The following is a 15,733-nucleotide window of genomic DNA, read 5'->3' on the forward strand; positions in this document are numbered from 1 at the left end:
CGGAGGGTCCATTGGCGGGAGATGGAGAACTGGGACCGGCGGTCCCGGACTTCGAGGGTTTCCTCGAAGCGCATCGCTCCGAGATTCTGGAAGCGTACGCACGGAACCTGGCGGCACTGGACAGCCCGATCAGCCGCGACCCGATCGCCCTGCGGCAGGCGCTGGCGAACGCGGAGCAGATCCTCGACGACGTCGCGGAGACGCTGCGGGCCGGCAGCATCAAGGTGGGCGACTCCCACAAGATGATCGCGTGGGAGGTGGGGGCGACCAGGGCGGCGAGCGGGGTTCATCCGGACGAGTCGCTCCGCGCGGCGTCGGTGTGGTTCCAGGCGGTCGTGACCTGCCTGCTGGAGCGCATGCCCGGCGATGCCGAGTCGATGCGGCTGCTCACACTGGTCGTGCTCGGGCTGGAGCGCAGCATCACGACACGGATCAGGGAGGCCTCGGCCAGCTACTCCAGTTTCCTGCTCGACAAGGTCCACGAGGCCCAGGTCGAGGAGCGCCGCCGGATCGCCCGCGAACTGCACGACCGGCTCGGGCACGGCCTCAGCGTCGCCCACCGGCAACTGGAGCTGTACGACCTGCACCGGGCGAGCAAGCCGGCGACGGCGACCGCCAAAGTGGAGACCGCCCAGCAGGCCATCCTGGAGACCATGCAGAACCTGCGCGCGGTCACCAGCGACCTGCACCCGCAGGAGCCGCTCAACAGCCTGGAGAAGGCCCTGCTGTACTACCTCGAGACCGTGGACATGGACGAGGTGGACATCCGGCTGCGGGTCAGCGGGGACGAGACGTGGGCCTCCCCCGCCGTGCGCGACGAGTCCTTCCTCATCCTGCGTGAGGCGACCAGGAACGCGCTCAAGCACGGCAACCCCGCCAAGGTGCTGATCCGGATCGACTTCGCCCCCCACGAACTGCGGGCGTCGGTGGAGGACGACGGCATGGGCTTCGCCGAAGGAAGCGGCCGGTCGGACGGGGTGGGCCTGATGTCGATGCAGGAACGGGCCGCGATCATCGGAGGGACGACCACCATCACGAGCAGGCCGGGCCACGGCACCCACGTCGAACTGTACGTGCCCTTTCCAGGGCTCACCGCATGACCGGAACGGACAACATGATCAGTATCGCCGTCATCGACGACCACGCGCTGTTCCGGGAGGGCCTGCGCGAGATCCTCGAGGCCCAGGAGGACTTCGAGGTCGTCGGCGAGGCCGGCGACTCCGACGGGGCGGTGGCCCTGGTCGAGCGGGAGCGGCCCGACGTGGTCCTCCTCGACGTCGAGATCCCCGGCGACGACGCCACGCAGACGGTGACCCGCATGCGCGAGATCTCGCCCGAGTCCCAGATCATCATCCTCAGCATGTACGACGGCCCGCAGCTGCTGAGCCGCCTGCTCGCGGCGGGCATCCGCGGCTACCTGCTCAAGAGCGTGCACCGCCAGGAGCTGATCTCGGCCGTCAGGAGCGTCAGGAACGAGCCCGACCGGCTCGTGCTCGCCGTCTCGCGCGACTCCTTCGCGCAGGTGCAGGGCGGCGGGTCGAAGGTGGTGCTGACCGACAGGGAGCGGGAGATCCTCGAACTCGCCGCCCAGGCGCTGAGCAACTACCAGATCGCCACCCGGCTCACGCTCACCGAGGCGACGATCAAGCGGCACCTGCACAACATCTTCACCAAGCTCGGCGCGGTCTCCCGGATCGACGCGGTCAACAAGGCGCTGGCCGCCTCGCTCATCTCGCCGCGCCGCGACCAGCCGGCGCCCCGCCCCCGCCCGAACACTCCCGGCCTGCGGGGGCAGCGCTCGTTCCCCTGAGCCTCAGCCCTCCTCCAGCGGGAACGTCCTGGCGAGGTGGGCCTTGACCGGCTCGGGCAGCAGGATGCCGGTCGCGGTGAGGTTCATCTCCAGGTGGACCAGGTCGCGCGTGCTCGGCACCGGCACGATGTCGTCGCCCCGCGCCAGCAGCCACGCGATGGCCAGCCGCCCCATGCCGACGTCCATCTCGGCCGCCACCCGCTGGGCGTCGCGCAGCCGCAGCAGCTCGGCTTCCAGGTTCTCGGGCGAGAAACGCGGATCGAGGCAGCGTACGTCCCCCGGGCCGAGGTGGACCGGCGAGGTGATCCGGCCGGTCAGGAAGCCCCGGCCGAGCGGCCTGCCGGCGATGACCCCTATCCCCAGCTCGCGCGCCACCGGCAGCAGCTCCCGCTCCGCCCGGCGCTGCCACAGGGAGTACTCCACCGCGACGGCGGCGACGGGCCGCGCCGCGTGCGCGCGCCGCAACCGGTCCCCGTCCAGGGCGCGGACGCCGATGTGCGCGATCTTCCCGGCGTCCTGGAGCCGGCCGGCCACGCCCATCGTCTCCTCGATCGGCGCTCCGCTGGCGTCGGGGTCCACCACGAACAGGTCGATCCGCTCGATCCCCAGGCGGGCCAGCGACGCGTCGCAGGCGCGGCCGAGGTTCTCCGGACGGGACAGGAAGTCTCGCGCCTCCCACCGGGCCGAACCGGCCCCCCGAACCGCACCGGCCCCTCGAATCGCACCGGCCCCTCGAACCGCACTGGCCCATCGAACCGAACCGTCCCACCGAACCGAACCGGGACCGGCCGCGATCAGGGCCTCGTCGCGCCGGTGTGCGACGGCCTTGCCGACCAGGCGCTCGGCCTCGGCGTCGGCGTCGATCAGGTCGATCAGCGACACGCCGCCGTCGAGCGCGCGCCGCACCACCCGCATCGCCTCATCGGGGTCGGCCGGGCCGTACGCGCCGGTCAGCGCGGTGCAGCCGAGCCCGAGGCTCGTGGAGACGAGGCCCTGCCCGCCGAGGCTCACGCGCCGCATGACGCCGCCCGCGACTCGCGTGGCCGTGACCGCTTGAAGGGTTTCGATTTCGCTTGGTCATTCACGTGGACACCGCTGGAAGTAAAGGAGGTACGAGAAACGCGAGGATGCACCCGGTACCACTCAAGATTGTGCGAGGCGGATTTTCCACCCCTATTTTCCCCTACCGCTACGACCGTTCGTGCTGCAAATCCGACAAATCATCTGCCAGATATGCGGGAATTCCCGCCATGGAACCGCCGAACACGACGAAGCGGCTGGCGAGGTGGCCCGCGTGGGGATTGCGGGCGCCGCGCCGGACGCCCGGCGGCACGAAGACGCCGTCGCCCGGCCCCAGGTCCACCCACCGGTCGTGCAGGTAGAACTGCCCCTCGCCCTCGAAGACGAAGTACACCGCCTCGCTCTCCTCGTGCGGGCGGACGCCGAGCGTCTCCCCCGGCAGCATGATCCCGCAGCGCAGGCAGAGCCCCGCACAGCCGGTCGCCGGCCGGAACAGGACGTTCGCGGCAGGCGGGGTCAGCCAGGTCTCGCCGCTCCACAGCGAGCGGAACAGAACCGGGCCGGTGCGGGGCGGGATGGTGCGGACCGTGCCGCCCTCGGACGGCACGGCGCTCCAGATGTAGACCGTCATCTCCCGGTCGCCGGCCGACAGGGAGTACGTGCTGCCGATGGGCGAGTACAGCGCGGAGGCGGCGCGCATCCGGCTGATCTCGTAGCCGACGGTGCCGACGCCCGCGCCGGCCAGCACGACCGCGACCTGCTCGGCCGCCGCCGCGCCGGGCGGCGACCACTGACGGCCCGCGGGGATGCGGACCGCGTCGACGGCGGCGTGCCGCGCGCCGATGTGCGGGCCGGCCACCGGGCTCACCCAGCAGTCGCCATGGCGCCGATACTCCAGGTCCGCGCCCCGCAGCAGCGTGCCGATCCCTTGTGTGGTCAGGTTCATGGGGTCTCTCCCTGGTCACGCCCGCGCGAGTTCCGCGCGGGCGGCGGAGGGGGTGAGGATCGCGTGGTACTGCCAGATGATCACCAGGCCGAAGACGCCGTACAGCGCGGCCATGCCCCACGGCGGGAGGACCGAGCCGATCGTGATGCACAGCGACGCGACGACCAGGGCCACCCGGATGTTGAGGTTGTAGACCGCCATGTAGCGGGTGCGGGACGCGGCCGGGACCATGTCGGCCAGCAGGGCCTGCCGCACCGGCACGTCCATGAGCTCACCCACGGTGAGCACCAGCGCGGCCACGAGCAGGACCCAGCCGGTGTCGCTGACGGCCAGCACCATGTATCCGGCGGTGAACAGGCCCGCCCCGGCGTACAGCCGGACCCGGTCGGGCACGCGGCGCAGCACCAGGTGGGCGACGAGCGCGAGCGCCACGACCAGCACGGTGTTCTCCGCGCGGAGGATGCCGAGCATCTCGACGCCGTCCACCCGGACCGCCCAGGAGCCGATCGACAGCAGGTCCTGCGCGGGCAGGTCCCTGGCCAGCCGTACGCCGATGTAGTTGATCAGTTGCAGCTCGATGCACATGAACAGCGTGGCCGCCACCAGCAGCCGGCCGAAGGCGCGGTCCTGGAGCACCAGCCGGTAGCCGTTGGCGAAGTCCCGCAGGATCGACCCGCGCGGCTCGGCCGCCGCGCCGGACTCCGCCTGCTCGGTCTCCTCCGGCCTGGTCTCCGCGATGAGGAAGAACGTGGCCGCGGCGATCGCGACCGTGCCCGTGGCGGCCAGGGCCAGCAGCAACGTGAAGTGGCCGTTGTAGAGGAAGCCGCCGAGCAGCGCGCCGATGGCCAGCGCGAGGTTGATCGACCAGTAGTTGATCGTGTAGACGAGCTTGCGGCTCTCGGGGGTCGTGACGTCGAGGATCATCGCGTCGTTCGCCGGCATCGCGAAGCTCGCGGCGAACTTGTTGACGAGATAGCCGCAGTAGACGATCGCCGGGCTGTGCCAGGCGGGCGAGTCGGCCACCGCCATGAGCGCGAACGTCAGGCAGACGCCGGTCTCGCCGAGCAGCAGCGTGCGCCGCCGCCCGCGCGCGTCGGACATGTGCCCGCCCGCCAGCGTGCCCACGACGCCGAGCACCATGACGGTCACGACCAGCACGCCCGCGACCGCCACGCCGTACTCGAAGGCGAGGTAGATGGCCATGAACGACATGACCATCGAGTCGAGCAGCCGCTGCAGGAAGCCGACCGCGATGCGGACCCGCAGGTTCGGGTGTAACGCGGCCAGGTTCACGACGTCACGCCTGCCCCGGCCGCGACGGGCTCGCCCACCTCGGCCCGTACGAGCGAGTGGACGTGCCGCGCCCGCGCGACGGCCTGCTCCTCGGTCTCCCCGGTCACGACGACGAAGCCGTGCCGGGTGCGCCAGTCCACCGTCTCCGGGATCCGGTCGCCCGGCCGGAACGGGAACTCCAGCATGTCGACGAAGTCGAGCGCCCTTGCTTCCTCCACACCGGAGACGGCGCGGACCTCGCCGGGGGTCAGGCTGAAGTACGAGATGTGGGCGACCGCCCGGCGTTCCACCGTGCCCGGCGGCCTGCCGTCGAGGATCCGGAAGACGGCCCGCTCGATGTCGAGCCCGGTGGCGAGCTGCACCAGGCGCGGGATCTGGTCGCCGCCGAGCCGCGCCTGCGACTCGACGATCCGGGGACCGGCGGCGGTCCAGATGATCTCGGTGTGGGCCGGGCCGGTCTGGTAGCCGGTCAGCCGCAGCATCTCGACCGTCAGCTCGGCCATCGCCGCCGTGTCGGGCCCGGCCTGCGCGGGGTGCACGTGCCCGGCCTCGACGAACAGCGGCGGCGGGCCGAGCACCTTGCGGGTGACGCCCACCACCTGGTGGCGGCCGTGGTCGCTGAGGGACTCCACACTGTACTCGGGGCCGCGCAGGTACTCCTCCACCAGGACCGGGCCGCCGTAGCCGTACGAGTCGAGCAGCGCGCCCCATTCGGCGACCTGGCCGGGCTCGCGCAGCAGGTAGACGCCCCGGCTGCCGGCCAGCTCGGTCGGCTTGACGACCACGGGCAGGTCGAAGCCGCCGAGCAGGGCAGGCACGTCCTGCCAGCGCGCCGCGTGGGCGAACCGCACCGGCGACAGGTCGTGCTCGGCGAGCAGCCGCCGCAGCTGGAGCTTGTCGTTGAGCAGTTCGATCGAGCGCGCGGGGTTGACCGCCTTGCCGAGGTCCTCCGCGATGCGGTAGGTCGCGAGCATGCTCTCCTCGGCCCCGATGTGGTAGACGAGGTCGGCGCCGAAGTCGCGCACGGCCTGCCGTACGGTTCGGTCGAACGCGACGGGGTCGGCGAAGTCGGTGAGCACGAAGGCGTCGGCCAGGTCGGCGATGCCGGCCAGGTAGTCGGGCGTCTGCAGGGTGGGATCCCAGACCGCGCAGATCCGGTGCCCCTCCTCTCGGGCCTTGATGACGAACGCCCGGTAGGGCATGACCATGACGAGATCGCTCACCGGGATCCTCCCTTCTTTCTGCTGGAAGCGGCTGTGTGCTGTGAAGTGGTCAGTAGGGCAGTTCGCGGCCCGACGGCGTGCGGAGATCGGGCGAGTTCGACTGGGGTTTCCTGGTCGGCTTGCTCACGCGGATGCGACGTGCCATCGAAATCCCTCCAGATCCCGTACGAGCCGTTTCGCGGGCCCTCCGACCAGCACGCTAGGCATGGGCACAGGGCCCTACAACGGCCGCGCACCCTAATGACCGGGCCTGATGACGGAAGGGGCAGACGGCCTACAACTTTGGTTACGCGGGAGTACTACGAAAATTCACACCTGCGCGTACGCGAAGCTCGGCGCACGGCTCGGCCCGCGCCTCAGATAGGTCCACCAGGTGAGCCCGGCGAGCAGCACGTAGGAGCCGACGAAGATCCACAGGGCAGGCAGCGACCACCCCGCGTGCTCCTGGGCGACGCGGGCCGCGGCGGCGCCGGTCATGCCCTTCATCGCGCTCGCCGCATCGAGGCTCGCCAGGCGGAACACCTGCTGGATCAGGAACCCGCCGAACGCGCCGATCGCCCCCGCGATGCCGATCACGGCCGCTGCCTTGCGCTTGTAGTCCGTCGCGGTCAGCGCCGGGTCGAGGCCGCGCCTGGCCGCCTCCCTGCGCCCCAGCTCGCCGAAGATCACCGGGATCATCCGGTACGTCGAGCCGTTGCCCACGCCGGAGCAGGCGAAGACGACCAGGTAGGCGCAGAAGAACAGGCCGAAGTCGTGGCGGATCACCCCGGCCGCCGCCGCGACGGTCGCCGCGACCATCCCGCCGAAGACGGCCAGCGTGACCCGGGCCCCGCCGTACCGGTCGGACAGCCGGCCGCCGAGCGGCCGGGCGACCGACCCGGCCAGCGCCCCGACGAAGCCGAGCCCGGCGAGGTAGTCGCGCACGAACGGGTGCTGCGCGAGGAACTCGGGAAACGTCGTCCTGGTCACCAGCGGCAGCGCGAAGGAGAACCCGATGAACGAGCCGAACGTGCCGACGTAGAGCAGCGACACGATCCAGGTCTGCCCGTGCCGCAGCGCCGCGGCGTACGACCGGGGGTCGGCCTTGGCCTCGGCGAGGCTGTCCATGAACAGCCAGGCGCCGATCCCGGCCACCACGATGAACGGCATCCAGACCAGACCGGCGTACGCGAGGTGGACCCGCGTGCCCGACGCCGCCACGGGCACGCCGGCGACGACCACCAGCGGCACCAGGAGCTGGACGACCGCGACGCCGAGGTTGCCGCCGGCCGCGTTGAGGCCGAGCGCGAAGCCCTTGCGCCGCTCGGGATAGAAGAACGAGATGTTCGCCATCGACGAGGAGAAGTTGCCGCCGCCGACGCCCGCCACTGCGGCGCAGGCGAGCAGGATCCAGAACCTCGTGTCGTGGTCCTGCGCGGCCAGCCAGCCGCTCGGCACGACGAACGCCAGCAGGGAGGACGGGACCAGCAGCAGGGCCGCCGAGATCGTCGTCCACGCCCGGCCGCCGAAGCGCGGCACCGCGAACGTGTACGGGATCCGGATCGCCGCGCCCACCAGGTTGGGCGCGGAGACGAGCCAGAACGACTCCGACACGCTCATCGGCAGCCCGGCGGCGGGCAGGCTCAGCACCACCACCGACCACAGCACCCAGATGGCGAAGCCGAGGTGCTCGGTGAAGACCGACAGGATCAGGTTGCGCCGGGCCACCCGGCGTCCTGTGGTCTCCCAGAACTCCTCGTCCTCAGGATTCCAGTGCTCGATCCATGCGCGGCCGCGCCGGGCGGCCGCCGTCGTTCCGCTCATGCGAATCTCCTCGTCGGCGTGGGGGTCTCACGACTGGGCATGCGCCACCCCGGCGGCTTCTTGCTTCTCCGCCCGGGCGAGCCAGCGGGCGATGCCGCACACCGCGTCGGTGCAGGTGCCGCAGCCCGTGGTCGCCCGGGTGGCCGAGGCGAGGGCGGTCAGGTCGCGGGCTCCGGACCGCCACGCGGCGACCAGCTTGTCCTTGCTGACCGCGTTGCAGCGGCACACCACACTCGTCCCGGGCAGCGCCGCCGCGTTCCCGCCGCCGGGGGCCGCGCCCTCGCCGTACGGCATGGCCCGGCCGAGCAGCAATGCGAGCCGGTCGGGCGGCACGGGCAGACCGCGGTCGTAGAACTGGGTGATCGCGGCGGCGGCGTCGGGCACGCCGAGCGCGATGGCCCCCGCGACCCGCTCGTCGCGGACGACGAGCTTGGCGTAGCGCCCCCGGGCCGGCTCGCTCAGCCACAGCACCTCGGCGCGCGGGTCGTCCGGCCCGGCGTGCACGTCGCCGAGCGCGGCCAGGTCCACCCCGCTCGCCTTGAGCCGGGTCACCACCTTCGTGCCGCGGTACGGCGACCGCGTGCCGGTGAGCAGCGCGGCCAGCGCGGCGGCCTGCTCCCAGGCGGGCTGCACCAGTCCGGGGACCGTGCCGGGGTGCCGGGCGCAGTCGCCGATCGCATGGATCAGCGGGTCGCTCGTGCGCAGGTCGTCGTCCACCAGCACGCCGCCGTCGACGTCGAGCCCGGCCGCCGACGCCTGCGCGGTCTGCGGGCGCACCCCCGCCGCCACGACGACGAGGTCGGCGGCGACCAGCCGGCCGTCGTCCAGCTTCAGCCCGTCGCCGGGCAGGTAGCGGGCCGCCCGCGAGTTCAGCAGCACCCGCACGCCGAGGCCGCGCAGGACCTGGGCGAGCACCTGGCCCGCGCCGTGGTCGAGCTGGCGCTCCATCAGGTGGCCGCGCGGGTGGACGACGGTGACCGCGTTGCCGCACGCCACCAGGCCCCGGGCCGCCTCCAGGCCGAGCAGGCCGCCGCCGAGCACGGCCACCCGCACGCCGCCGCGCGCTCCGGCCGCGATCGCGGCGCAGTCGTCCAGTGTGCGGAACGTCGCCACGCCGGGGGCGAGAGCGCCGTCGTCGCCGGTCAGCCCCTCCACGGGCGGCACCCACGCGCGGGCGCCGGTGGCCAGCACGAGCACGTCGTAGCCGACCCGCGTGCCGCCGTCGAGCGCGACGCGGCGTCCGGCGCGGTCGATCGAGACGACCTCGCGGCCCCGCAGCACCTCGACGCCGTGCGCGGCGGCCCAACCCTCCTCCTGCAGCCGCACCGACTCGGCGGGCATCGCGCCCGCAAGCACGTTCGACAGCAGGACCCGGTTGTACGGCGGGTGCGGCTCGTCCCCGATCGCGACGATCGCGACGCGCTCCCCCGCCGGATCCCGGCGGCGGATCTCCTCCGCCAGCCGGGCGCCGGCCATGCCGTAGCCGGCGATCACGACTCTGGTGCTCACTGCGCCTCCCGTTCCCCCGCCGGCGACAGCCGTACGGCGCAGACCTTGAATTCGGGCATCCGGCTGACGGGATCGAGCGCCGGATTCGTCACGAGGTTGGCGCGCTGGGCGCCCGGGAAGTGGAACGGCAGGAAGACCACGTCGGGCCGCATCGACGGCACGCAGCGCACCGTCGCGATGACCCGCCCGCGCCTGCCGGCGACCGCCGCCGTCGCGCCGTCGCACAGCCCGGCCCGCCGCGCGGTGTCCGGGTGCACCTCGACGTACGCCTCGGGCACGGCAGTGCGCAGTTCCTCCACCCGCCGGGTCTGCGCGCCCGACTGGTAGTGCTGGAGCACCCGGCCGGTGATCGCGTAGAGGGGGTACTCCTCGTCCGGCGGCTCGGCCGGCCCTCTGTGGTCCACGGCGGCGAACCTGGCCCGCCCGTCGGGATGGGCGAACCGGTCCAGGAACAGCCGCGGCGTCCCCTGGTGTCCCGGCGTTCGAGGTACGGGCCAATGGAGCCGCTCCCCGGCCCGCAGCCGGTCCCAGGTCACGCCCGAGTAGTCGGCGGGGCCGCCCTCCGACGCGGCCCGCAGCTCGGTGAAGACCGTCTCGGGGTCGGAGGGGAAGCGCTCGGGCGGCTGCCCGAGCCGTACGGCCAGGTCGTGCAGGACCTCGAGATCGGTGCGCACCCCGGGCGGCGGGGCCAGCGCGCGGCGGCGCAGCAGCACGCGCCCTTCGAGGTTGGTCAGCGTGCCGTCCTCCTCGGCCCACTGCGTGATCGGCAGCACCACGTCGGCGGCCCTGGCGGTCTCCGACAGCACGATGTCGGCGACCACGAGAAGGTCGAGCGCGGCCAGCCGGTCGGCGACCCGGGCCGAATGCGGCGCGGACACGACCGGGTTGCTGCCGAAGACCAGCAGCGCGGACGGGCCGCCGGAGGTGCCGAGCGCGTCGAGCAGTTCGAACGCCGACCGTCCCGGCCCGGGCAGCGCGGACGGCTCGACCCCCCACACCCGCGCCACGTGCGCGCGGGCCGCCGGGTCGTCGATCCGCCGGTAGCCGGGAAGCTGGTCGGCCTTCTGCCCGTGCTCGCGCCCGCCCTGCCCGTTGCCCTGGCCGGTCAGGCAGCCCCAGCCCGAGCCCGGGCGGCCGGGCAGGCCCAGCGCGAGCGCCAGGTTGATCCAGGCCCCGACCGTGTCCACGCCCGTGGCGTGCTGCTCCGCCCCCCGGGCGGTCAGCACGTACGCGCTCGCGGCCTCGGACAGGATCGCGGCGGCCCTGCGCTGGTCGGCGGCGGCGACGCCGGTCACCCGCTCGACCCGCTCGGGCCACCAGGCGGCGGCCACCCGCCAGGCCTCCTCGAAGCCCGTCGTGCGATCGGCGACGTACGCGTGGTCGAGGCGGCCGTCGGCCACGGCGGCGTGCAGGATGCCGAGCGCCAGCGCGAGGTCGGTGCCCGGGGCGGGCGCGAGGTGCAGCGCCGCACGCTCGGCCGTGGGGGTGCGCCGGGGATCGACCACGATCAGCCCCCCGGCGTCCGTCGCGCGGCGCAGGTGTGACAGGAACGGCGGCATCGTCTCGGCCGGGTTGGCGCCGGCGAGCAGCACCGCGTCCGCGCCCTCCAGGTCGGCCAGGGGGAACGGCAGCCCCCGGTCGAGGCCGAAGGCGCGGTGCGCCGCGGCCGCCGCCGACGACATGCAGAACCTGCCGTTGTAGTCCACTTGCGAGGTGCCGAGCGCCACCCTGGCGAACTTGCCGAGCAGGTACGCCTTCTCGTTGGTGAGCCCGCCGCCGCCGAAGACCGCGACGGCGTCCGGCCCGCGCTCCGCGGTGATCTCCTTGATCCTGCGGGCGACCAGGCCGAGGGCCTCGTCCCAGCTCGCCGGGCGCAGGGTCCCGCCGTCCCGGACGAGCGGGGTGGTGAGCCGGGCCGGCGAGCCGAGCAGGGCCGCGGCGGTCCAGCCCTTCTGGCACAGTCCGCCGGCGGACGGGTCGCGGGGCCGTATCCGCACCGAGGCGCGGCCCGCCGGGCTGAGGGTCATGCCGCACTGCAACGCGCAGTAGGGGCAGTGAGTGTCGACGGCACCGACAGCGGCGTCCGCCGGGCGCGTGCTCGTCGCCGCGCGCATCGCTCCACCTCCTCGACCGGCACTCGTACGCAGCTAGACGACGTCGGGGGTGAGGGCGTCGTGGATTTCGGAGTAGTCGGCGGCCGGGGCCGGAGCCAGCCGGCGGCCGACGCCGAGCGCGAGCATCTCCAGGCGGCTCATCAGCCGGGCGAAGTCCTCGGGAAGCAGCGCCTGCTTGCCGTCGCACAGCGCCTGCTCGGGCTGGACGTGCACGTCGATCAGCAGGGCGTCCGCGCCCGCCGCCACGGCGGCCAGCGTGAGCGGCTCGATGAGCTCGGGGATGCCGAGCGAGTGGCTGGGGTCGACCATCACCGGCAGGTGGGTGCGCCGCTTGAGCAGCGCCACCGCCGACAGGTCGAGCGTGAAGCGGGTGGCCCCCTCGAACGTCCTGATCCCCCGCTCGCACAGCACGACCTGGTCGTTGCCCTCGGCGAGGATGTACTCGGCGGCGGTGAGCAGCTCGTCCACCGTGCAGCCGAAGCCGCGCTTGAGCACGGCGGGCATGCCGCTGCGGCCCACCTCGGTCAGCAGCTCGAAGTTCTGCATGTTGCGGGTGCCGATCTGGAAGCCGTCGATCACCTCGGCCATCCGGTCGACGTGCCGGGGATCGACCACCTCGGTGAGGATCGGCAGGCCGGTCTCCTCCCTGGCCTGCACCAGCAGGTCCAGGCCCGCCCACTTGAGGCCCTGGAAGGAGTACGGCGTGGTGCGCGGCTTGAACGCGCCGCCGCGCAGGCCGACCGCGCCGTGCCGGGCGACGGCCCTGGCCGTGGACATCATCTGCCCGGGGTTCTCGACCGCGCAGGGTCCGGCGAAGACGGCGATGTCCCCGTCCCCGATCACGGCGGAGCCGATCGTCACGGCCGTGCCCGAGGGGAACAGCTCGCGCCGGCCGAGCCGGAAACCGCCGCTCGCCCGTGCCGTCTGCCGGGGCCCGGGCAGGTCGGCCGGGAGAGGCAGCAGGGTGCCGGGCCCCTGCGCCACCATCACGTACGCCCCGCCCAGCCGGTACGTCGTGGCCGTGGTGCCGGTGGAGTCGAAGTGCTGGGCCCATCCGGCGATGCCGGACGGATCGATCGTCGAGTCGAACACCAGCAACAGCTCGGCGTCGGTCATGGGAATCTCCTCCACATCCGTGTGGTCGGGTCGGAGCGTCTTCTGCGTGTGCGCCGCCGGGCCGGGCCTTGGGGGGGAACCTCCGGCCCGGCGGCGCGGATCGGGTGCGGATCGCCGTTGATCCGCGTGCGGGTCGCGGGAATCGGGGGGCCGGGCGGATCAGACGAAGACGTCGGTGAGGATCGTGCCGAGCTGCCTGCCGCTGTTCTCCCGGATGTAGGTGGACAGCGAGCTGTACTTCTCCCGCAGCCGGCGCTTGAGGACCTTGCCGGTGACGCCGACCGGGAAGTCCTCCTCGGTGCGCGCGACCTCCAGCATGGTCAGCTCGGGGTGGCCGGCGGCCTTCAGCTTCTCGTTCGCCTCGTTGAGCAGCTTCTGCGCGTCCGGCCTGGCGGCGCTGGACGTCACGACCGCCACCGGGACCGTGCGGCCGCGGTGGATGCCCGCGACCACGGCGCAGTCGAGGACCTCGGGCAGGTCGTTGAGCAGCAGCTCCTCCATGAAGACCGAGTAGCCGGTGCCGGTCGGGGTCTCGATCGCGTCCACCGCCCGGTCGACCTGGAAGTAGTTGCCCGCCTCGTCGCGGTAGGCCATGTCGCCGGTCAGCCAGTAGCCCGACAGCTTGCTGCGGTAGGTGGTGTCGGAGTCGCTCCAGTATCCGGCGGTGATCGCCGGGCCCTTCGCGCCGAGCAGCCCGACCTCGTTGACGTCGGCGATCGTGCCGTCCCTGCGCAGCACGGCGACCTCGGCGACGCCGACCGGCTTGCCCACGCACCGGTCGTTGCGCTCGTCGGCCAGCGTGCGGACCTTCAGCAGCACGCCCCAGCCCAGCTCGGTGGTGCCGAGGCGGTCGAAGAACGCGGCCGGCGGCAGCGACGGGTCGCGCTTGGCCAGGATCCCCTTGATGTGCTTCTCGTGGACCGCGTCGCCGATGGAGATCCAGACGTTGACGGAGTCGATCGCCCCGGCCGGCAGGTCCGCGCCCGCCAGCTCGGCGTACGCGTGGCCGAAGGCCATGACGGTGGTCGGGCGGTACTTCTCGACGGCCTTGGCCAGCTCCGGGCCGCTGGTGTCGTACCACGGCACGATCGGCGTGCCGCCCAGCACGGCGTACGTCGTGTAGGCGATGCAGCCGAGGTGTGACTGCGGCAGCGCGGTCATCATCACGGCGCCCGGCTGCTCGTGGTGGTCCACGAGGCGGAAGCGCGGCCCGGCCACGCACGAGCGGTGGGTCTGGATGACCGGCTTGGGCCGCCCGGTGGTGCCGGAGGAGTGCAGGATCGAGACCGGGTCCTCGCCGACGTGGCGGAAGCGGGCCTCCTGCGGCAGCACGGCCGGCGGGGGCGCGGGCAGCTCCTCGGCCACCTGCGTCCACCGCAGGCCGGGCAGCAGGTGGAACTCCTCGCCGAGGATCTCCAGGTGGGCGAGGTCGGTGTACATGCCGACCGGGCTGGTCTGGCGGCACAGCTCGGTGGCGATGTACCGCGACGCCTTGCTGTTGACCAGCACCGCCACCGCGCCGATCTGGGCCAGCGCGTAGAAGTGCAGCGAGTAGGCGAAGGAGTCCTCCAGGTAGATGGCCACGCGGTCGCGGGGCCGCACGCCCTGGCGCAGGTACCACACCGACCAGCTCTGGGCCAGCTCGTCCAGGTCGAGCAGGCTGAACTCGGTCTGCTGCTCACCCTTGGTGTTGGTCAGCGGCCTGCCCAGGTGGATGAACGGCAGCTCCGGGTGGGGGTTGGCCTCGATGGCCTTCGTCAGCAGGTTGCCGCCACCGAGGTCCGGGTCCGCGGCGAACCTGGCGCGCTGCTCCGGCGTGAGGACGGTCTCGTGGGAGATGGAGATGGTCATCGGTCTCACCTTTCGGTCGTGACGGGAGGTGACGTGCTCGTGGTGGGGCTGGGCTCGTACGGGGTCGGGGGGCGCTCGAAGGGACGCAGTGCGCCGAACATCTCGGCGCAGGTGTCGCGGTAGAAGCCGAGGTCGGGGCCGAGGAGGTCGCGCAGCCTGCCCAGAGCCGCCGCGAACTCCGCCTCCCCGTCCGCCCGGCCGTCGAGGAGACCGGCGAGCGTGCGCACGCCTTCGGCGAGGGCCTGGCGGGCGGCTGCGGCCTGCGGGTTGGCCCACTGGACGTCCCAGTAGACCTCCGGGGTGCCCGAGGCGATCCTGGCCAACAGCGCGAGCATCGTCGCGTGCGGCGGCGGGGCGACCGCGGCCAGTTCCGCGACACCGACGCCGAGGCGGGCCAGCGCGAGCCCGAACGACAGCACCGCCGCGTGGGTGAGCGCCTGCGTCGCCGCGGCCAGCCGGTCGTGCTCGTGCGCGCCGAGCCGTACGGCACGGCCGCCCCAGGTTTCGACCAGCCGCAGCAGCGCCCTCGTGCGGGGACCGTCGTGGACCACGACGGCGGCGACCGGCCGTCCCGCGAAGCCGAGCGACGGGGCGAACATCGGGTTGAGACCGGCCGCCTCGACGTCCCCGGCGTGCGCCAGGATCTCGTCGGCGATCGGGCCCTTGACCGAGAGCGTGTCGGCGAGCAGCGCGCCCGGCCGCATCGCGGCGGCCACCTGCTTCACCGCCGCAAGCGCCACCTGCTCGGGCACCGCGAGCAGGACGAGGTCGGCCCGCCCGATCTCCTCGCGGAGATCGGGCCCGATGTCCGTGATGTCGCCTCGCAGGAACCTCGCCTCGCCGTGCCCTGTCTTCTCGGCCGGCCCGCCGGACAGTGCCTTCTCAGCCGGCCCGCCGGCGAGGGCCGCCCCGGCGCCGGGGTCGACGACGAGCACCTCGGCCCCGGACCGCAGCAGGTGCTCGGCGAACAGGCCGCCCACGGCGCCCGCGCCGCCGACGACGACGCAGCGCCGCAGCAGGTCCGTCGTGTGGTCCCCGCGAGTCATCG

Annotated in this window: 12 protein-coding genes; 2 read left to right on the forward strand and 10 right to left on the reverse strand. The window is 73.0% G+C overall.

Features of this window, described 5'->3' with window-relative positions:
• Positions 1-11: 11 nt before the first annotated feature.
• Together Msi02_RS23285 and Msi02_RS23290 are read left to right on the forward strand one after the other, a co-directional pair.
• The gene (locus Msi02_RS23285; protein ID WP_079314383.1) at positions 12-1,100 is read left to right on the forward strand and encodes a sensor histidine kinase; all 1,089 of its coding nucleotides are present in this window, start codon (positions 12-14) and stop codon (positions 1,098-1,100) included.
• On the forward strand, positions 1,097-1,810 hold the full coding sequence (locus tag Msi02_RS23290; RefSeq protein WP_079314382.1) for a response regulator transcription factor: 714 nt from the start codon (positions 1,097-1,099) through the stop codon (positions 1,808-1,810). The genes Msi02_RS23285 and Msi02_RS23290 overlap by 4 nt, the downstream gene beginning before the upstream one ends.
• A 3-nt stretch (positions 1,811-1,813) precedes the next feature.
• Here Msi02_RS23290 and Msi02_RS23295 read toward each other — a convergent pair whose 3' ends face one another.
• From Msi02_RS23295 to Msi02_RS23340, 10 genes are all read right to left on the reverse strand, one after another.
• Positions 1,814-2,830, reverse strand: coding sequence for an aldo/keto reductase (locus Msi02_RS23295; RefSeq protein ID WP_204050247.1), 1,017 nt, complete (start codon positions 2,828-2,830; stop codon positions 1,814-1,816).
• Positions 2,831-2,999: 169 nt separating this feature from the next.
• Positions 3,000-3,776, reverse strand: coding sequence for a cupin domain-containing protein (locus Msi02_RS23300; protein ID WP_204050248.1), 777 nt, complete (start codon positions 3,774-3,776; stop codon positions 3,000-3,002).
• 15 nt (positions 3,777-3,791) lie between these two features.
• Positions 3,792-5,069: an MFS transporter gene (locus Msi02_RS23305; RefSeq protein ID WP_079314379.1), complete on the reverse strand. Its 1,278-nt coding sequence runs from the start codon at positions 5,067-5,069 to the stop codon at positions 3,792-3,794.
• A complete protein-coding gene (locus Msi02_RS23310) occupies positions 5,066-6,292 on the reverse strand; it encodes an ATP-grasp domain-containing protein (protein ID WP_204050249.1) in 1,227 nt (408 codons plus the stop codon). The genes Msi02_RS23305 and Msi02_RS23310 overlap by 4 nt, the downstream gene beginning before the upstream one ends.
• Before the next feature lie 309 nt (positions 6,293-6,601).
• The gene (locus tag Msi02_RS23315) at positions 6,602-8,095 is read right to left on the reverse strand and encodes an MFS transporter (RefSeq protein WP_204050250.1); all 1,494 of its coding nucleotides are present in this window, start codon (positions 8,093-8,095) and stop codon (positions 6,602-6,604) included.
• 27 nt (positions 8,096-8,122) lie between these two features.
• A complete protein-coding gene (locus Msi02_RS23320) occupies positions 8,123-9,604 on the reverse strand; it encodes an FAD-dependent oxidoreductase (protein WP_204050251.1) in 1,482 nt (493 codons plus the stop codon).
• A complete protein-coding gene (locus Msi02_RS23325) occupies positions 9,601-11,718 on the reverse strand; it encodes a molybdopterin oxidoreductase family protein (protein WP_204050252.1) in 2,118 nt (705 codons plus the stop codon). Before Msi02_RS23325 ends, Msi02_RS23320 begins: the two co-directional genes overlap by 4 nt.
• A gap of 33 nt (positions 11,719-11,751) precedes the next feature.
• Positions 11,752-12,834, reverse strand: coding sequence for a 3-deoxy-7-phosphoheptulonate synthase (aroF, locus tag Msi02_RS23330; RefSeq protein ID WP_079314375.1), 1,083 nt, complete (start codon positions 12,832-12,834; stop codon positions 11,752-11,754).
• Between the two features lie 159 nt (positions 12,835-12,993).
• Positions 12,994-14,685, reverse strand: coding sequence for a class I adenylate-forming enzyme family protein (locus tag Msi02_RS23335; protein ID WP_204050253.1), 1,692 nt, complete (start codon positions 14,683-14,685; stop codon positions 12,994-12,996).
• Positions 14,686-14,690: 5 nt separating this feature from the next.
• Entirely contained in the window at positions 14,691-15,731 is a 1,041-nt protein-coding gene (locus tag Msi02_RS23340) for a prephenate dehydrogenase/arogenate dehydrogenase family protein (RefSeq protein WP_204050254.1), read from the reverse strand.
• Between the last annotated feature and the right edge of the window lie 2 nt (positions 15,732-15,733).

Source organism: Microbispora siamensis (assembly GCF_016863095.1).
In the GTDB taxonomy this organism is placed as follows: domain Bacteria; phylum Actinomycetota; class Actinomycetes; order Streptosporangiales; family Streptosporangiaceae; genus Microbispora; species Microbispora siamensis.